Here is a 17,892-nt window from a genome sequence, read left to right as displayed (position 1 = left end):
AGTTGCCCATGAACGTACCGCGCCACCGTCGCGTGCCACCGCCATTCCCCACGTGGCACTGACCACCTTCCGGCTTAGCAGGCGCTGTCGGCGGGCTTCGGATTCGACAGACCGAACACGGGCCGCGGCGCGAGACCGATCCAGGTCCCGCCCAGGGCGAACACGCCGCACAGTCAGCCATGCAGGCTGCCCACGGAGATGCCGCCCAGTAGGCGCCGATGTTGCGGCCACCGACGAGTCGGGCGCGATGGCGGCGCCGATCATGATGCCGATGTTGGTGAGGCTGGTCTTGTCGACCAGATCGGCGCGGCCAGCGCCGACGAGCATCGGCCACGAGCCGCGCACTGTCCGGGCGAGGCCGCGCGCGGCGGGAACGCTGTCGACTGGGGAGGGGCGCGGCGTTTCTGGACGACGTGGGTGATCGCGGCGAGGGCGGTGATCAGGGCGATCAGGGTGGCGGCTGTGCCTGGCGGGCGGCGACCCCGCTGACCAGGTGGTTCTTGATCGAGTAGGTCTTGCCGTCGGCGGCGGTCTTGGTGTCGGTGAAGGTCTCACCTCGGCGTAGGCGACGGCGGCCTCACCGCCGTAGGTGACGGTGCCCGCGGCGAGGACCGCCGCTATGGCCCCGATAAGGGTTTCCGCCTATATGGCGAAATTCTCCCCGAATACGGATCGCGTGCGAAAAAAGGGTGCGGCAAATTCCCGCGCTCATTCGGCGCGACGGTTCCCTTCCAGTGCGAGCTGGATGTCTTGCGAATGGGATGTGGATGAAGTGGAGCGGGAAGCCCTCAGCGGGCGTGCGGTCGGCTCAGACAGAGCGCGCTGGCCTGCTGGCGCAGATCGACATGCAGTCGTCCGACAAGGACGAGACGGGTGCACACCGCGCCAGATGGACGTCAACCGCTTGCCAAAGAATGAGACGCCACCCGTCGCAACACACGTTCACCCATTTGGTCGCGGGGGCGGTTGCGGACCGTGGCGAAGGAAATCGTTATATAAAGCGAATTACGGCGAGGCGTTTGTGCAGACGTGCTGATCGGCCCCGTAAAAGCCGGAAGGCCGGGGCGGCCCCCGGCCGTCCCGACCTCCCGTCGAATGCGATCACGGAACACCCGATTTTGGTGTTCCGTGTCGCGCGGTCTGTGCTGAACGTTGCCGTGACTGGCGTCACATGTCAACGCTGCTGATTAGGTGACGTAGCGGGCGGCCAAGAGGTTGCTCAGGGTCGCCGTCTTTCTGCGGAAAGACCTTGTCAGCTGGCGTAGGCCCGCAGCTTCTCGGCCCGCTCGCCCTGGCGCAGCTTGGACATGACCTCGCGCTCGATCTGGCGCACGCGCTCGCGGGAGAGCCCGAAGCGCTTGCCGATCTGGTCGAGGGTGCGCGGCTGGCCGTCGTCGAGGCCGTAGCGCAGTCGGATCACCGACTGCTCCCGGTCGTCGAGGGTGGCGAGCACGCGGCGCATGTCGTCCTGCAGCAGGCCGGAGATGACCGCGCTCTCGGCGTCGGTGGCCTCGCCGTCCTCGATGAAGTCGCCCAGCGGGGCGTCTTCCTCGGCGCCGACCGGCATGTCCAGGCTCACCGGGTCGCGGGCGTGGTCGAGCAGGTCGCGGACCTTCTCCGGGGTCAGCCCCGCTTCGCGGGCCAACTCGTCCTTGGTCGCCTCGCGGCCCAGCGCCTGGTGCAGGTCGCGCTTGATCCGGGCCAGCTTGTTGACCTGCTCCACCAGGTGGACGGGGAGCCGGATCGTGCGGCCCTGGTCGGCCATGCCGCGGGTGATCGCCTGGCGGATCCACCACGTCGCGTAGGTGGAGAACTTGAAACCCTTGGTGTAGTCGAACTTCTCGACCGCGCGGATCAGGCCGAGGTTGCCCTCCTGGATCAGGTCGAGCAGCGGCATCCCGCGGCCGGTGTAGCGCTTGGCCAGCGACACCACGAGGCGCAGGTTCGCTTCCAGCAGGTGGTTCTTGGCGGTGAGCCCGTCGGCGATCAGCGCGCGCAACTCGGCGCGGCGGCCGTGCGAGAGCTGGGGCGCGGTGTCGAGCATGTGCTGCGCGAAGACCCCCGCCTCGATGCGCTTGGCCAGCTCCACCTCCTGCGCCGCGGTGAGAAGCGCCGTGCGTCCGATCCCGTTGAGGTACACGCGGACCAAGTCGGCCGCGGGCCCTTGGGCGTCGAGGTCGGCGGCTTCGTAGGTGACCTCGGGTTCGCGCTGCTGCGGGACCGTCATGGTGCTCCTCCCCCTGTCGCTGTGGTTCTGTCCTGCAAAACGTCGGTGCACCGGATTTCGTTCCCGGTTTCTCACCTATGAAGACGCCGGCCAAGAACAGGGGGTTGCTCATCCTTACCTGAGGTTTCCCTGAGAACCGCGACCGTCCACGGACGACGCAACGCGATAGGGACGGATCAGGTTTCCACGAGCACGGTGAATGGACCGTCATTGACGCTCTCAACCGCCATCATGGCACCGAAAACGCCGGTTTCGACGTGTGCTCCGCGCTTGCGGAGGTCGGCGACGACGGCGTCGAAGAGCGGCTGCGCCGTCTCCGGCCGCGCGGCGGCGGTCCATGTCGGACGCCTCCCTTTGCGCGTCTCGCCATAGAGTGTGAATTGGCTCACTAGGAGTAGTGGAGCGCTCGCTGAGGCGCACGACTCCTCGTCTCGCAGGATGCGCAGTTCGTGCAGTTTCCGTGCCATCGTCGTGGCCTGTTCGGGGGTGTCGTCGACGTGCACCCCCAGCAGCACCAGCAGGCCTGGCTGATCGATTTTGCCCACGGTCTCGCCATCGACGACCACGCTCGCGCGCGTGACCCGGGCCGCCACCGCCCTCACGCGAGCTCCACCGGCAGCACCATGCCGTGCTGGATCAGCTCGGCGACCACCGGCAGCGCCGCGCTGACGACCTCGTCGGCGGACAGGCCGTTGCCCGCCGCCAGCAGCGCCAGCAGCTCGCCGAGCGGCAGCTGTCCGCGGCAGCCCGCCAGCAGCGCCGTGACCAGTTCGTCGGTCTCCTGCTGCCAGCCGGGGCCGTCCGTGCGGTGCAGCCTGCGCACCAGCTCCGACCAGCCGTTCGCACCCGGTTCGGACACCTGCTCCAGGACGACCGTCGGCGGCACGACCAGCCGCGCGGACAGCAGCTCCTTCGGGTCCTGGTGGGCTCGCAGCCAGGCGACGCGGTCGAGCCAGGCGCCGGTCTCGGGACCCAGCGGGTCGTCGTATGCGTGCCGCAGGTCTTCGCAGGCCACCTCGGTGTCGCTGTCGGTGGCTCGAAGGGTGACGAAGCCGAAGCCGATGCCGACCACGTCGTTCGCCTCGAACCAGTCGAGCCATGCCGACGCCTTCGCCGACCCCTCCGGCGAGCGCGGGTCGACACCGGTGTCGCGCAGCCAGGTGCCCACGTACAGCGCGGGCTCGGCGACGTCGCGCTGGACGAACCAGGCGTCGAGGCCCTCGTCGGGCAGCCAACCCGCGACCCGGTCGCCCCAGTCCTCGCCGCGGCGGTGCAGCCACGAGGCGAGCAACTGGCCGACGCCGCCGTCGGCCAGCACGTCACGCATGCCGCGCACCACGAGTGCGCTGGCGTCGTCGCCACCGAGGCCCGAATCGCGGTAGACGAAGTCCACGCGGGGCGGCCCGACCACGAACGGCGGGTTGCACACGACCTGGTCGAATTTGCGGCCCGCGACCGGCTCGAACCACGGCCCGCGCAGCGTCTCGACGCTCAGCTCATTGAGTCGGAACGTCGCCTTGGCCAGCGCCAGCGCCCGCTCCGACAGGTCGGTGGCGGTGACCCGGTCGGCGTGGCGGGAGGCGTGCAGCGCCTGGATGCCGCAGCCGGTGCCCAGGTCGAGCACCGAGCCGACCTTCCGGCGCATGGTCGCGCGGGCCAGGCTCAGCGAGGCGTGGCCGATGCCCAGGATGTGCTCGGTGTCGACGGGCTTGCCGAACCGGTCGTCGCCGAGGTCGGCCAGCACCCACCAGCTGCCCTGGTCGTCGCTGTGGGGCCGCAGGTCGAGGGCGGCCCGCACGTCGTCGCCGTCGACGCGCACCAACCCCGCCGCGGCCGCCTCATCGACGTCGCCGAGGGCTCGCTCGGCCTTCGCGCGCGGCGCGGGGTCGCCGACGAGGAACAGCCGGATCAGGGTGTCGAGCGGGGAGCCGCCGCGGGTCGCCCGGCGGGCCGGTTCGGGCTCGAAGCGGCCGAGGGCGGCGTGGGCCTCGTCGCCGAGGGCCGCCACCACCCCGTCGGCGTCGAACCCGCTGGTCCGCAGGGTGTCCCGGAGGCGGTCGCAGAACTGGTCGGTCAGACGCGGAAGCACCCGGGAATGCTCGCACGGGCCAGGCGCGTCCGCGCAGCCGGACAAGATCAAACGTTGCGGGCGATGATCTGGAAGTAGGACAGCGGATGCCCGCTCTGCACCTCCACGCCGTAGTGCGCCAGGACCTCCGCGCCCGCGGCGCGCAGGTCGTCGAGCACGTCGCTCGCCGGGCAGACGAACAGCGCCCCGCTCGCCGGTCCGACGACCGAGAGCAGGCCGCCCTCGCGAAGCGGCGCGGTGAGCGCGCGCAGCAGGCCGACCCGGTCGTCGGCGAACTGGAGCAGGTTGTGGCACAGCACGACGTCGAAGTCGTGCGGGCCGAACAGCTCCGGGGCGTCCTCGGCCATCGCCTGCACCACGTGCACCCGGTCGGCGACCCCATGGTCGTCGGCGCAGGCGATCGCCGTGGTGAGCATCGCGCCCGCCGGGTCCAGGACGGTGACGTCGTGGCCACGCAGCGCGAGCCGCACCGCGTCGCGCCCGGTGCCGCCCGCCGCGTCGAGCACCCGCTGGGGGCCGTCGAGGTGGCGGGTCAGGTTGGCCTCGGTCACCGCGTGGCGCCTGCGCGCCGCCGGGGTGTCCTGCCAGTCCCGCCGTGATTCCGGCAGGAATTCGACGCCTTGAACCGTCATGCGTCTGTTTCTACCGGTGCGTTAACGAATACTCACCGACTTCCACCCGGATGGCGCAACTGGGTCCCGACGGTGGGAGGATGGGACCTGGAGGTGGTGTCGTGAGAGGCGCCGAGCGGGACGACACCCCGGTTCTCATCACCGAGGCCCAGCCGTCGTACGAAGAGCAGTTCGCCGCGCGCAAGCGCAAGTACATGATCATGATGGGCCTGCGCATCCCGTGTCTGCTGCTCGCGGGCATGTTCCACGAGACGTGGTGGCTGGCGCTGGGGTTCGTGGTGCTGTCGATCCCGCTGCCGTGGGTCGCGGTCCTCATCGCCAACGACCGGCCGCCGCGCCGGGCCGAGGACGTCAACCGGTTCCAGCGGGACAAGGGCGCCATCGAGCCGTCCCAGCGTCACGTGATCGACGGCTGAGCACCCACCCGACCGACCGCGTCCGAGCCCGCCGCGACGCCTGCCAGCAGCGCGTTCCTCGGTGAGGCGCCCTGGACCCACGCGGTGATCAGTCCCGCGTCGAACGCGTCGCCCGCGCCGGTGCTGTCGACACACGGCGCCGGGGGAGCGGTCACCGATTCCACTCCGTCGGGTGACACCCAGGACGCGCCCAGCGGGCCGTCGGTCACCGCGACCGCGCCCACCGCGCCCAGCAGGTCGCGCGCGTCGCCCGAGCCCGTCAGCTTCCGCAGTTCGTCGCGGTTGGGCAGGAGCAGGTCGACACCGCGCACCCAGTCCAGGAACGCCGCCGGGTCGTCGATGAGGGCCGCCGCCTGCGGGTCCACCGAGGTCGTCAGCCCCGCGGCCCGGGCGGCGGCCAGCACGTGCAGGCCCGCCTGCCGCGAGGACGCGTCGAGCAGGACGTAGCCGGACAGGTGCAGGTGGCGCTTGCCGGTGAGATCGAGGTCGGCGGCGCGCAGCCGGGCGTTGGCGCCCCGGTCGGGCAGCATGCTGCGCTGGCCGGTGTCGTCGACCAAAACCACGACGCAGCCGGTGGCGGCTTCGGGGTCGACGGTGAACTCGCAGCGCACGCCCGCCGCGGTCAGGGTGGCCCGCACCTGCGCGCCGGCCGGGTCGTCGCCGATGTTGGACACCAGCGTGGTGTGGCACCCCAGATGCGCGAGCCAGGCGGCGGTGTTCGCCCCGGCGCCGCCCATTGTCAGCGAGATCCGGGCCCGGGTGTCGTCGCCGTGGGCGATCGGACCCGAGTGCCGGGCGACGACGTCGAGCGCCGCGTCGCCGACGACCACCACAGCCGGTCGGACCGCCATGCGTGCCTCCTGGGGTTAATGGGTCGCGCGATGATCGTGCCTACGGTAGAAAACCACTCCCGCCATCCGCCGCCGCCGAACCCCTTGAGGAGGTCGGTTCATGCTGTCTGCCTCCTGGGCGCTGGCGGGCGCCGGGTTCCGCCGCTACGCCACCTACCGGCAAGCCACCGTCGCGGGCATCTTCACCAACACAATCTTCGGGTTCCTCCGCTGCTACGTGCTGCTGGCCATCGTCGCCGACACAGGGGCGGGCGTCGCCGGGTACACCGGCCCGCAGCTGGCGAGCTACGTGTGGCTCGGCCAGGGGATGCTCGCCGTGGTCAACAGCTGGACGATGCTCGACCTCGCCGACCGGGTCCGCTCCGGCGACATCACCGCCGACCTCCTGCGGCCTATCGATCCACTGTGGACATACCTGTGGACCGACCTCGGCCGCGCCGGATTCGCCATGCTGACCCGGTTCGCCGCACCCCTGGTCGTCGGCGCTCTCGCGTTCGAGCTCTACGTGCCCGCGCACACCGTCACCTATGTGCTGTTCGCCGTGTCGATCGTGCTCGCGGTGGTGGTCGGGTTCGCATGCCGCTACCTCTTGGGGCTGACCGCGTTCTGGCTGCTCGACATCCGGGGCGTGACGATGTTCTGGGTGTTCCTCGCCGGGACGGGCAGCGGCCTGTACTTCCCGCTGACCCTGCTGCCGGGCTGGCTCAGCACATTCCTGTGGATCGGCACGCCCTTCGCGTCCCTGCTGCAGGGCCCGGTCGACATCGCGGTCGAGCGCGGCGGCCCGGAGATCCTCGCTCTGCAGCTGTTCTGGGCCGTCTTGCTGCTGTGGGCGTGCCGGGTCGTGCAGGCCAGGGCGGTCGCGAAGCTGGTGATCCAAGGTGGGTAGGGCGGCGGTGTACGGACACGTGCTTCGCGCGCAGATCCGCAGCCAGACGCAGTATCGGACGTCGTTCGCGGTCGAGGTCATCGGCAGCGTTCTGCTCAACGGGCTCGACCTCGCCACGGTGTTCGTCCTGTTCTCGGTCGCGGGCAGCCTCGGCGGCTACGGCGGCACGGAAATCTTCCTGCTCACGACGCTGTCGGCGTGCGCCTTCGCGGTCGCCGACCTGGTCGTCGGCAACGCCGGCAAGCTGCGCGACTACGTCCGCACCGGCCTGTTCGACACGTTGCTGCTGCGCCCGCTCTCGGCGCTGTGGCAATTGCTCGCGGTCAACTTCGCCCCGCGCCGGGTCGGCCGGGCGGTGCAGGGACTCGTCCTCTACATCGCGGCCTTGGCTATCGCCGACATCGACTGGGACCTCGCCCGGGCCGTGTACGCGGTCGGCGCGCCCGCCGCGGGTGTCGTGTTCTTCGGCAGCTTCTTCATCGCGGGTTCCACGGTGGCCTTCTGGTGGGTGGAGTCCGGCGAGATGGCCAACGCGTTCACCTACGGCGGCAGAGACTTCAGCGCCTATCCGTCCACAATGTACGGTGGCTGGTTCCGCACGGTCTTCGCGAGCGCCCTGGGATTCGGATTCGTCGCCTACCTGCCCACGCTCGCGCTCGTCGGCCGCGCGGACCCGCTCGGCGCCCCGGACTGGCTGCGCTGGTGCTCGCCGGCCACCGCGCTGATCGCCGCCGGGCTCGCCGCCTTGTTCTGGCGCACGGGCGTTCGCCACTACCGGAGTACGGGGTCATGATCATCTCAGCGTCGGGTCTGCGCAAGGACTTCACGGTCAACCGCAAGATCGGCAGGCTGCGTCGAGAGCGGCACGTGGTGTCCGCGGTGGACGGTGTCGACCTCACGGTGCGCAAGGGTGAGCTGCTCGGCTACATCGGGCCGAACGGCGCGGGGAAGTCCACGACGCTCAAGATGCTCACCGGTGTGCTGACGCCCAGCGCGGGGGAGGTGCGGGTGTGCGGGCTCGAACCGGTCGCCAAGCGCACCACGCTCGCCCGGCGCATCGGTGTCGTGTTCGGCCAGCGGTCCCAGCTGTGGTGGGACCTGCCGCTGGCCGAGTCGTTCGACCTGCTCCGGCACATCTACCGGGTGCCCGCCGCCGACCACGCCGCCCGGCTCGCCCGGTGCGCCGACCTGCTGGGCCTGGCCGAGTTCGCGCGCACCCCGGTCCGCCAGCTGTCCCTGGGGCAGCGGATGCGCGGCGAGCTGACCGCGGCCCTGCTGCACGGCCCGGAGGTGCTGTTCCTCGACGAGCCGACGATCGGCCTCGACGTGCTCAGCAAGCAGGCCGTCCGGGAGTTCCTCGGCGAACTCGACGAGCGCGGCGACACCACCGTCGTGCTCACCACCCACGACCTCGCCGACATCGAGAAGCTCTGCAAGCGGCTCGTCGTGATCGACCACGGCCGGGTCGTCCACGACGGCACCCTCGACGCCCTGCATGCCCGCTACGGCTCGCGCCGCACCGTCGTCGCCGACCTCGACGCCGACTGGCCCCCGGACGTGACCCTGCCCGGCGCGTCCGTGGTGTCGGTGGAGGGCAGGCGGGTCACCCTGGAGCTGAACGGCACCACCGCAGGCGAGGTCGTCGCCGCGCTGGCCAAGGCCGTGCCGCTGCGCGACTTGTCCGTGCGGGAACCGCAGATCGAGGACGTGGTGGCGCGGCTCTACCGGCGGGACTGAGCCAACTCGACAGCCACCTCTGAAGCCACCCGGGTGTTGTCGGCGACGAGTTCGATGTTCGCGGTGAGGCTCGCGCCCTCGCTGGCGGTGTGGAAGTGCTCCAGCAGCACCGGGGTGACGTCCTTGCCGCGGATGTCGCGCTGCTTGAGCAGGTCCATGCCGTCCTGCAGCAGCCGGTCGTGCAGCTCGCGGTCGAGTTCGTGCTCCACCGGGATCGGGTTGACCAGCAGCACACCCGCGCCGCCTGGCACGTGCGTGCGGTGCGCGTCGATCACCGCGGCCGCGTCGGCGGGGTTGTCGACCCGCCACGGCACCGCGAAGGCCGAGACGCGCAGGTAGAACGCCGGGAAGGCGTCGGTGCGGTAGCCGAGGACGGGGACCGAGCGGGTCTCCAGGACCTCGACCGTCGCGGCGATGTCGAGCACCGACTTCACCCCGGAGCACACCACCACGACCGGTGTCGTGGACAGGACGTCCAGGTCGGCGGAGACATCCCAGGCCGCCGCGCCGCGCGGGAGGGTGAGGTGCACGCCGCCGAGGCCGCCGGTCGCGAACACGCCGATGCCCGACTGGTGGGCGAGGGTGGCCGTGCTCGCCACCGTGGTCGCTCCGTCGCGGCCGAGCGCGAGGGCCGGGCCCAGGTCGCGGCGGGAGAGCTTGACCAGGCCGGAGTCCTTCGCGCACACCCGGTCGAGTTCGGCATCGCTGAGCCCGATCCGCGCCTTGCTGTCGAGCACCGCGATCGTCGCCGGCACCGCCCCGGCCTCGCGCACCACGCGCTCCAACCGAACACCGACCTCGTGGTTGCGCCCCGCGGGCAGCCCGTGCGCCAGCAACGTGCTCTCCAAGGCCACAACAGCGCGCCCCTCAGCCAGCGCGTCGGCAACCTCGTCGGACAGAACCAGATGATCAGTACTCAGCTCACTCACCCCTCGATCATCCCCTACCCACCTCGCGAGTCGCCCCCCCAGGCAAACGAGTCGCCCCTCCAGGCAAGTGAGTTCGACATTCGAGTCGCACGAATGTCGAACTCACTTGCCGGAACGGGCGACTCACTTGCCGGAACGGGCGACTCACTTGCCGGAAGGGGCGACTCGCGGGTTAGTCGAAGATGGCGCGGGGGGCGGCTACCTGGTGGAACCAGGCTTCTAGCTGCTTCTCCCAGTTGTTCTGCGCGAGGGTCGCGTTCTGCACGACGAAGCTGCCGAGCATCGACTGGCTGCGCGACCCGAGCCCGCCACCCTTGGCGACCCGAACCTTCTTCACCACGTCGAGCACCACCTGCACGTCCTGCGGGCGGGCCAGGAAGGTGACCGTCACCTCGGCGAAGGCCTGCGCGAACGCGGGGGAGGGGGTGAAGGTGATCTCCTGGAAGAAGGGGAGCTGCTGGTCGACCCCGTCGAGCCGGTTCTTCTCCAGGTTCGCCCCGCGGAACTGAAACCCGATCCGGCTCAGCGCGTCGAGGATGCGGTGCTGCGCGGGCAGCGGCTCGACCGGGATGGCGTCGACGTCCTGCGGGTCGACGACGCTGCCCGCGAGGTCGAGGTTCGTCTGCAGGCCCACGGCCATGCCCGTGAGGTGCTTGCCCAGGACCGAGGTGATCGGTGTCTCCCAGGGCAGCTGCACCTCGAACGGGACGGTGATCTGCGAACCGGCGCGGATCAGCTCGCGGCCCGCCAGGTGCACCGACTGAACCGGCAGGTCGGCGGTCGTGTTCCCGGTCTCGACCCGGGCCAACACCGACACCCCGAGCGACTCGATCTGCTGGTCGACCTGCCCGCCGGTCAGCAGCACCTCGCCGCGCAGGGTGCCGCCGGGACGCACGGCGGGATCGATGATGCGGGCGTCCACTTTCGCGCCACCCGAGCCCAAGCTCGCCAACACCTTCTGGAACATGCGCGCATCCTGCCGGCCCGCGGACCGTGTACGCATGATTTTGACCCGATGTTGCATCATGGACAGGTGAGCGCACCCACTCAGACGCGGCCTGATGTCGACACCAGCCCCGAGGGCACCGACACCACCAGCGACGACACCCCCAAGATGTTCCACTATGTCAAGAAGAACAAGATCGCCGAGAGCGCGATCATGGGCTCCATGGTCGTAGCCCTCTGCGGCGAGGTGTTCCCGGTGACGAAGGCGGCCAAGCCCGGCTCCCCGGTCTGCCCCGACTGCAAGAAGATCTACGAGCGGATGAAGGGCTAGATTTCCCAGCCGTCGCGGTCGACCGACTGGCCATGCGGCCGGTCGGACAGCCCCGCGCCGACCGGCAGCACATGGACGCCTCGCCGTAGACCACCATCCCGTCGCGGCTGTCGATCATCCTTGTCACCTGACCGTCGAGCCGTGCCTGCCCGCGGACCGGTAGACCGGAACGACATGGTTGCCGCAGGTCAGGAAGCCGAAGGGCGCCTCCAGCTCGGCTGGCAGCGCCGCCGCGCGGTGCAGCAGCTGTCCGCCGATTCCCTGGCGATGGAAGTCGGGGTGGACCGCCACCAGGCCCACATCGCCGACAAGCGCGCTCCCGCCGTCGCCGGTGCGCAGGAGTCGGCGCAGGACGCCTAGGTGCGCGACGGGCCTGCAGTCGAGGATGCCGACGATCCGGCATTCCGGGCGGGCACTGGACCAGCTCCTGGCTCCGTGAACTTCGCGGCACCGCGTGGGTACGCGTGGGCGAACAACTCAGCCAGGCCCTCGTGGGTGTCGCGGGGGACATCGGTCTCCCAGAGCCTGCTCCACGTGATCATGCCGTCGTTCTACCCGAAAACCGGAGCGAGCCCCGGCACAGTGCCGGGACTCGCTCCGTTGTCAGTCCTCAGACCTCGCTGGGAACCCGCGTCTCTTCCTTGAGCGCGTGCTTGGCCGTCCGCTTGGCTTTCCGCCTCTCCTTGCGGTCCTCGACCATCGTGTAGAGGGTCGGGACCAACACCAGGGTCAGCAGCGTCGAGCTGAGCAGGCCGCCGATGACCACCAGGGCCAGCGGCTTGCCGATGAACCCGCCCTCGCCGGTGAGACCCAACGCCATCGGCAGCAGCGCGAAGATCGTCGCGGCGGCCGTCATCAGGATGGGTCGCAGTCGCCTGCGGCCGCCCTCGATGACCGCGTCGCGAACGCTCATGCCGTCGGCCCGGTACTGGTTCACCAAGTCGATCAGCACGATCGCGTTGGTGACCACAATGCCCACCAGCATCAGCATGCCGATCAGCGCGGGCAGGCCCAGGGCCGTGCCGGTGAGCAGCAGCAGACCGATCGCGCCGGTCGCCGCGAACGGGATCGACACCAGCAGGATCAGCGGCTGGATCAGGCTGCGGAACGTCGCGACCATGATCAGGAACACGATCGCGATGGCCGCGAGCATGGCCAGACCCAGGTCGCCGAACGTCTCGGCCTGGTCGGCGCTGACACCGCCGATCTCGTAGCTCGCACCGCCGGTGAGGCGCACGCCGTCGAGCTTGGCCGTGAGGTCCTTGGTCAGCTTGCCCAGGTCGGCCTCGGTCGCCTTGGCGGTGACCGTGGCGCTGCGCTCGCCCCCGATGCGTCGGACCTGCACGGGACCGTCGACCGCGGACACCTGGGCGATCTCGCCGAGGGTGACCACGCCGGTCGCACTCGGCAGCGGGAGCGCCCGCAGCGCGGCGACGTCCGTGGGCGCCGTGCCGGTGCGCAGCACGACGTCGTGCCGGGTGCCACCGATCGGCAGTTCCGCCACCGGCACCCCGCGAAGCGCCTGCGCGGCGAACTGGCCCACGGTCTGCGTGCTCAGCCCACGGGCCGCCGCGGCCTGCTGGTCGATCGCGACCTGCACCCGGGGCGAGCTCTTGGCCAGGTCATTGGTCACCTCGGTCAGCCCCGGAACACCCCGCACCGCCTGCTGGACGGTGTCGGCCGCGGCCCGCAGGGCCTCGGCGTCCGGCGCCTTCACGATGATCTGGACGCCCTCAGCGGAGAAACCGGTGGCTTCCGCGCCGAACTTCACCACGCCGGAGTCGGGAACGGACTTGAGCCGGTCGCTGAGCTTCGTCTTCAGCGCGGCGAGGTCAGTGCCCTCGTGGACGGTGGCATTGATCGTGTTCGTGCCGTTGCTGGAGAAGCCGAACCCGGCGAAGGTGTCGTCGTTGCCGACAGTGACCTGGTAGACCTTGATCTCGTCGGCTTCGGCGAGCACCGCTTCGAGTTTCTTGGCCGCTTCGTCGCGGCTTCGCAGACTCGACCCGGGCGGCAGTTCCTGCGACATCTGCAGGGCGGTGCCGTTGGAGTCGTCGAGGAAGTTGGTCTCCAGCCTGCTCGCCAGCCCCAGCGTGCCGCCGAAGATCAGCACGGCGATGAGCAGCGTCACCCACCGCCGGGTCGTGGCGAAGTTCAGCACCGGCACGTACGCGCGCTGCAGCGGGCTGCGCCGCTCCTTCTCCACGGCCGCGACGCGAGCGGCCTCGGCGATCTCCGGGTCGGATGAGACAGCGGGACGGCGGAGGAACCAGAACGCGAGCACCGGCACGATCGTCAGCGACACCAGCAGCGAAGCCAGCAGCGCCACCGTGACCGTGATCGAGAACGGCCCGAACAGCTCGCCCGCGATGCCGCCGACGAAGGCGATCGGCAGGAAGACCGCCACCGTGGTGAGCGTGGACGCGGTGACCGCGCCTGCGACCTCACGGGTGCCGTCGAGCACCGCGCGTTCCTTCTCCTCGCCATAGGCGAGGTGGCGTTTGATGTTCTCGAGCACGACAATCGAGTCGTCGACCACCCGGCCGATCGCGATCGTCAGACCGGCCAGGGTAAGCAGGTTCAGCGACAGGTCGCCCGCCCACAGGGCGAGCAGCGCGATGAGCACGGACAGCGGGATCGACACCGCCGTCACCAGCGTCGATCGCAGCGACAGCAGGAAGAGCAGGATCACCGCGACGGCGAACAGCAGCCCGAGCAGACCCTCGGTGGTCAGGCCGCCGATCGCCTTCTCCACCTCCGGGCCCTGGTCGTAGGCCACGGTCAGCGGCGCCTGAGCCGCCTTGCTCAGCTCGTCGAGCTTGCCGCGGACCGCCTTGGAGATCTCCACGGCGTTGCCGTCGGCGGTCATCGTGACCATCACGCCGAGCGTGGGCTTGCCGTCGGTGCGCGTGATCACCGTGGTGTCCGCGAGACCCGGCTGCACGGTCGCCACATCGGCGAGCCGGACCGGTGCCCCGCGCGAGGGGAGCACGAGCGCCCGAAGGTCGTCCACGGACTTGATCGGACCGCCGACCTGCACGGTGAGCGTGCGGTCATTCTCGGCCACCGCGCCCGCGGGGAACGGTTTGCCCGCCGCGGACAGCGCGCCCGCGAGCGCGGTCGGGTCGACCTGCGCCGCGGCCAGCTTGGCGTAGTCGACGGTCACCGTGACCGTCTCCGACCGGGTGCCGGTGACGGTGGCGCCCCGCACGCCCGGGATCTCCTCGATGCCCGGCAGGACCTCGGTGCGCAGCCTGCGTGCCGTCGCGGCCTCGTCGCCGCCGGACTCGGCGGCCAGGATCACGACCGGGATGTCGTCGGTGCTGCCTTGCGCGACCGTCGGTTCGACCCCGTCGGGCAGGATCGGGCGCAGCCGGTTGACCGTCTGCTGCATCTGGCTCACCGCGGCGTCGATGTCGGTGCCGTAGTCGAACTGGACCGAGATCGACGCCGAGCTTTCGGCGGACCGGGTGGTGATCGAGTCCACTCCGGACAGTCCGCGCAGCGCGCCGCCGATCGGCTCGGCGATCTCGCTGTCCACAATGTCCGGTGAGGCGCCCGGGTACTGCGCGATCACCACCGCCGCGGGCAGCTGGATCGACGGGAAGAGCTGCTGTTTGAGCGATGGCAGCGCGATGGCGCCGAAGCCGATGATCAATAAACTGAGCAGGCCTACCAGACCGCGGTTGGCCAGGCTCAGGCGAGCGAGCGCTGACATGGAATCCCCTCGTGATCACACACCGGCACCCCCGCGCCGGAAGACGAGATCATGGTGTCACGAGCGGACCCGAAGCGACTCGGTCCAAGGTCTGACGTCGCCTCATACTTTGGGATGACAGACCATGGTCAGAACGTCGAGCGCTGCGGGCTCTCCGCGCTGTCGTCGGCCTGATCGTCTGATTTCGTGTCCTTGTCGGACCGCAGCTGGACCGCCGCGCGCTCGATCTCGAGCCTGCGCCACTTGCGGCGCTGCCTGCGGGTCATGTGCGCGGGCCACATGTCCTGGATCGCGGCGTTGAAGTACGCGCCGATCACCACCGCGAGCCCGATGAAGAAAGCGAACAACAGGAACGCGATCGGCGTGGCCAGCGCGCCGTAGGTGTAGCCGGTGGTGGTGATCCAGCTGATGTAGAGCCGCAGGCCGATGCTGGTGAGCAGGAAGACGACCATCGCCAGGATCGCGCCCGGCACGCCGCGGTGCCACGGCAGCTTGCGCGGCAGGGCCAGCTTGTAGAGCGTGGCCAGCGCCAGCACGATCAGCAGACCGATGATCGGGTAGTAGGTGAGGTCCACCCACGACGAGATCGTCGGCCGCCACGACGTCGGGAACAGCTTGGGCAGCAGGTCCGGCCCCAGCGCCAGCACCGGCAGGCCGATGACCAGCAGCACCAGGCTCAGCACGTAGAGCAGCAGGGCGAAGATCCGCTGCCACACCTCGTTGCGCACCCCGTACTGTCCGTGCGCGACCGTGATCGCGTCGACGAACGACGACATGGCCGATGATCCCGCCCACAGGGATATGAGAAAGCCCACGGACACGATCTCGCCGCGGCCGACGGTGAGGATGTCGGAGACGGTCGGCTGGATGATCTGGGTCACGACGCTCTCGCTGAACGCTGTGCGCGAGATCTCGATGATGTCGGCCTCGACGGCGTCGATCACGTCCTTGCCGAACCACTCCGCGACGAAGCCGAGGCTGCCCAGCAGGCCGAGCAGCAGCGGCGGCAGGGACAGGACCTGCCAGAACGCGGCCTCGGCGGCCTCGGAGAACAGGTTGCCGCCCCATGCCTTGGACAGTGTCCGGGAGATCAACCGCCACGCGCCGCGGTGCTCGTCGGTCTCCGCCGGGACGGCGTCGTTCCCGCTGTCGTTCCCGCTTTGGGGTGTGGGCTGGTCACTCATGGCGGTGCCAAGCATGGTCCATCCGGGCACGATCGGCGGTATCACTCGCCGATCGTTACCTCGGTGTCGCGTCGTGAGCGATCTTGGACGGGCGGACGGTATTCTCGCGATCGCCCTCAACGTCGTCCGCTGAGGGCATTCGTCTGTTCACGGAAGGGGGCTGGGGGATCTCGTGACCCGGGCCGAGGTGCAACCGGAGTCTCAGGCGACCTCTTCGGCGCGACCGCTGCGCGACTGGCAGCGCCGCGCGCTGATGAAGTACCTGGCCCGCCGCCCCAAGGACTTCCTCGCCGTGGCGACCCCGGGCGCGGGCAAGACGGTCTTCGGCCTGCGGGTCGCCGCCGAGCTGCTCGCCGACCGCACGGTCGAGCGGCTCACGATCGTCGCCCCCACCGAGCACCTCAAGCACCAGTGGGCGCAGTCGGCCGCCGCCGCGGGCATCCCGATCGACCCGAACTTCACCAACTCGATGGGCCAGACCTCCACCGACTACGTGGGCGTCGCCGTCACCTACGCGCAGGTCGCCGCCCACCCGAGCCTGCACCGCGTGCGCACCGAGCAGCGCAAGACGCTGGTGATCCTCGACGAGATCCACCACGGCGGCGACGCCAAGAGCTGGGGCGACGCGGTCCGGGAGTCCTTCACCCCGGCCGTGCGCAGGCTGAGCCTGACCGGGACCCCGTTCCGGTCCGACGACTCGCCGATCCCGTTCATCGACTATGAGCCCGACGGCGCGGGCTTCATGCGCAGCAAGGCCGACCACACCTACGGCTACGCCGACGCCCTGCGCGACGGCGTGGTCCGCCCGGTGATCTTCCTCGCCTACTCGGGCGAGGCGAGCTGGCGCAACAGCGCGGGCGAAGAGTTCACCGCGCGGCTGGGCGAGCCGCTGACCGCCGAGCAGACCGCCCGGGCCTGGCGCACCGCGCTCGACCCCGACGGCGAGTGGGTCCCCGCGGTGCTCGGCGCCGCCGACATGCGGCTCAACCAGCTGCGCGAGGGCGGCGTCCCGGACGCGGGCGGCCTGGTGATCGCCTCGGACCACGTCACGGCGAAGGCGTACGCCAAGATCCTGCACACGCTGACCGGCGACGAGCCGACCCTGGTGCTCTCCGACGACCCCAAGGCCTCCGGCCGCATCGCCGAGTTCGGCGAGTCGACCGACCGCTGGATGGTCGCGGTCCGCATGGTGAGTGAGGGCGTCGACGTGCCACGGTTGGCCGTCGGGGTCTACGCGACCAGCGCGTCCACCCCGCTGTTCTTCGCCCAGGCGATCGGCCGATACGTGCGCGCGCGCAGGCCGGGGGAGACGGCGAGCGTGTTCCTGCCGTCGGTGCCGGTGCTGCTCGACCTGGCCAGCCAGCTGGAGGCCGAGCGCGACCACGTGCTGGGCAAGCCGCACCGGGAGAAGGACGGCTGGGACGACCAGCTGCTCGCCGACGCCAACCGGACCAAGGACGAGCTCGGCGAGGAGGAGAAGGCGTTCACCTCGCTGGGCGCCTCCGCCGAACTCGATCAGGTGATTTTCGACGGCTCCTCGTTCGGCACCGCCGCGTTCTCCGGGTCCGCCGAGGAGCAGGAGTACCTCGGGTTACCGGGTCTCCTCGAACCCGAACAGGTGCGCGCGCTGCTGCGCAAGCGGCAGGACACCCAACTCGACATCCGCTCGAAGCAGGCCGCGGACAAGGGGCCCGCGGAGCCGAAGACGGTCAAGCCGCAGAGTGTGCAAGAGCGCCTCGCGACGCTACGCAAAGAGCTGAACGCGCTGGTGGGGATGGCCCACCACCGCACCGGCAAGCCGCACGGGATGATCCACGGGGACCTCCGCCGCACCTGTGGTGGACCGCCCACCGCGATGGCCACCGTCGAGCAGCTCGAAGAGCGAATCGCGACGCTGCGTTCCTGGTAGCTCTCCCGCCAGTCCTCCCGCTCACCGTCCGGCAG

16 protein-coding genes and 1 pseudogene are annotated in these 17,892 nt (G+C 70.2%); 6 read left to right on the top strand and 11 right to left on the bottom strand.

From position 1 onward, the window contains the following. Positions 1–74: 74 nt before the first annotated feature. From ACUZ2Y_RS09965 to ACUZ2Y_RS09945, 5 genes and pseudogenes are all read right to left on the bottom strand, one after another. Positions 75–467 (bottom strand): annotated as a pseudogene (locus ACUZ2Y_RS09965) (YeeE/YedE family protein); the annotation flags it as partial. Positions 468–1,252: 785 nt separating this feature from the next. Then, complete coding sequence (locus ACUZ2Y_RS09960) at positions 1,253–2,227, bottom strand: sigma-70 family RNA polymerase sigma factor (RefSeq protein WP_476329121.1); 975 nt, start codon at positions 2,225–2,227, stop codon at positions 1,253–1,255. Between the two features lie 176 nt (positions 2,228–2,403). Further along, a complete protein-coding gene (gene dtd / locus ACUZ2Y_RS09955; protein ID WP_476329119.1) occupies positions 2,404–2,829 on the bottom strand; it encodes a D-aminoacyl-tRNA deacylase in 426 nt (141 codons plus the stop codon). Further along, positions 2,826–4,316: a DUF7782 domain-containing protein gene (locus ACUZ2Y_RS09950; protein WP_476329117.1), complete on the bottom strand. Its 1,491-nt coding sequence runs from the start codon at positions 4,314–4,316 to the stop codon at positions 2,826–2,828. The genes dtd and ACUZ2Y_RS09950 overlap by 4 nt, the downstream gene beginning before the upstream one ends. A 47-nt stretch (positions 4,317–4,363) precedes the next feature. Further along, positions 4,364–4,948 carry a class I SAM-dependent methyltransferase gene (locus tag ACUZ2Y_RS09945; protein ID WP_476329115.1) on the bottom strand — a complete coding sequence of 195 codons (585 nt, stop codon included), beginning with the start codon at positions 4,946–4,948 and terminating at the stop codon, positions 4,364–4,366. A gap of 80 nt (positions 4,949–5,028) precedes the next feature. On the opposite strand from ACUZ2Y_RS09945, the gene ACUZ2Y_RS09940 reads away from it, so the two are divergent. Next, positions 5,029–5,364: a DUF3099 domain-containing protein gene (locus tag ACUZ2Y_RS09940; RefSeq protein ID WP_476329113.1), complete on the top strand. Its 336-nt coding sequence runs from the start codon at positions 5,029–5,031 to the stop codon at positions 5,362–5,364. Here ACUZ2Y_RS09940 and ACUZ2Y_RS09935 read toward each other — a convergent pair. Next, positions 5,346–6,215: a carbohydrate kinase family protein gene (locus ACUZ2Y_RS09935; RefSeq protein ID WP_476329111.1), complete on the bottom strand. Its 870-nt coding sequence runs from the start codon at positions 6,213–6,215 to the stop codon at positions 5,346–5,348. The genes ACUZ2Y_RS09940 and ACUZ2Y_RS09935 overlap by 19 nt on opposite strands. Before the next feature lie 100 nt (positions 6,216–6,315). Here ACUZ2Y_RS09935 and ACUZ2Y_RS09930 point away from each other — a divergent pair, with 100 nt between their 5' ends. The 3 genes from ACUZ2Y_RS09930 to ACUZ2Y_RS09920 are packed head-to-tail and all read left to right on the top strand — an operon-like array spanning position 6,316 to position 8,841. Then, complete coding sequence (locus ACUZ2Y_RS09930) at positions 6,316–7,104, top strand: ABC transporter permease (protein WP_476329109.1); 789 nt, start codon at positions 6,316–6,318, stop codon at positions 7,102–7,104. A gap of 7 nt (positions 7,105–7,111) precedes the next feature. Further along, the gene (locus ACUZ2Y_RS09925; RefSeq protein ID WP_476329107.1) at positions 7,112–7,897 is read left to right on the top strand and encodes an ABC transporter permease; all 786 of its coding nucleotides are present in this window, start codon (positions 7,112–7,114) and stop codon (positions 7,895–7,897) included. After that, positions 7,894–8,841 carry an ABC transporter ATP-binding protein gene (locus ACUZ2Y_RS09920; RefSeq protein WP_476329105.1) on the top strand — a complete coding sequence of 316 codons (948 nt, stop codon included), beginning with the start codon at positions 7,894–7,896 and terminating at the stop codon, positions 8,839–8,841. The genes ACUZ2Y_RS09925 and ACUZ2Y_RS09920 overlap by 4 nt, the downstream gene beginning before the upstream one ends. Here ACUZ2Y_RS09920 and ACUZ2Y_RS09915 read toward each other — a convergent pair. Both ACUZ2Y_RS09915 and ACUZ2Y_RS09910 read right to left on the bottom strand, forming a co-directional pair. Next, on the bottom strand, positions 8,826–9,770 hold the full coding sequence (locus tag ACUZ2Y_RS09915; protein ID WP_476329103.1) for a pseudouridine-5'-phosphate glycosidase: 945 nt from the start codon (positions 9,768–9,770) through the stop codon (positions 8,826–8,828). The genes ACUZ2Y_RS09920 and ACUZ2Y_RS09915 overlap by 16 nt on opposite strands. A 172-nt stretch (positions 9,771–9,942) precedes the next feature. Beyond that, complete coding sequence (locus ACUZ2Y_RS09910) at positions 9,943–10,737, bottom strand: sporulation protein (protein WP_476329101.1); 795 nt, start codon at positions 10,735–10,737, stop codon at positions 9,943–9,945. 66 nt (positions 10,738–10,803) lie between these two features. On the opposite strand from ACUZ2Y_RS09910, the gene ACUZ2Y_RS09905 reads away from it, so the two are divergent. Next, positions 10,804–11,046: a DUF3039 domain-containing protein gene (locus ACUZ2Y_RS09905; RefSeq protein WP_312880243.1), complete on the top strand. Its 243-nt coding sequence runs from the start codon at positions 10,804–10,806 to the stop codon at positions 11,044–11,046. Positions 11,047–11,169: 123 nt separating this feature from the next. On the opposite strand, the gene ACUZ2Y_RS09900 is transcribed toward ACUZ2Y_RS09905, so the two are convergent. From ACUZ2Y_RS09900 to ACUZ2Y_RS09890, 3 genes are all read right to left on the bottom strand, one after another. Beyond that, the gene (locus tag ACUZ2Y_RS09900; protein ID WP_476331695.1) at positions 11,170–11,442 is read right to left on the bottom strand and encodes a GNAT family N-acetyltransferase; all 273 of its coding nucleotides are present in this window, start codon (positions 11,440–11,442) and stop codon (positions 11,170–11,172) included. A 214-nt stretch (positions 11,443–11,656) separates the two neighbouring features. Then, entirely contained in the window at positions 11,657–14,764 is a 3,108-nt protein-coding gene (locus ACUZ2Y_RS09895; RefSeq protein WP_476329099.1) for an efflux RND transporter permease subunit, read from the bottom strand. A 128-nt stretch (positions 14,765–14,892) separates the two neighbouring features. After that, on the bottom strand, positions 14,893–15,948 hold the full coding sequence (locus ACUZ2Y_RS09890; protein ID WP_476329097.1) for a YihY/virulence factor BrkB family protein: 1,056 nt from the start codon (positions 15,946–15,948) through the stop codon (positions 14,893–14,895). A gap of 172 nt (positions 15,949–16,120) precedes the next feature. Here ACUZ2Y_RS09890 and ACUZ2Y_RS09885 point away from each other — a divergent pair, with 172 nt between their 5' ends. Next, positions 16,121–17,857, top strand: a complete 1,737-nt coding sequence (locus ACUZ2Y_RS09885; RefSeq protein WP_476329095.1) for a DEAD/DEAH box helicase — start codon at positions 16,121–16,123, stop codon at positions 17,855–17,857. Positions 17,858–17,892 lie beyond the last annotated feature (35 nt).

It is taken from the genome of Actinokineospora sp. UV203, from assembly GCF_056323665.1.
Note: the sequence above shows the minus strand (reverse complement) of the source record. Positions and strands in the feature narration are given on the sequence as shown.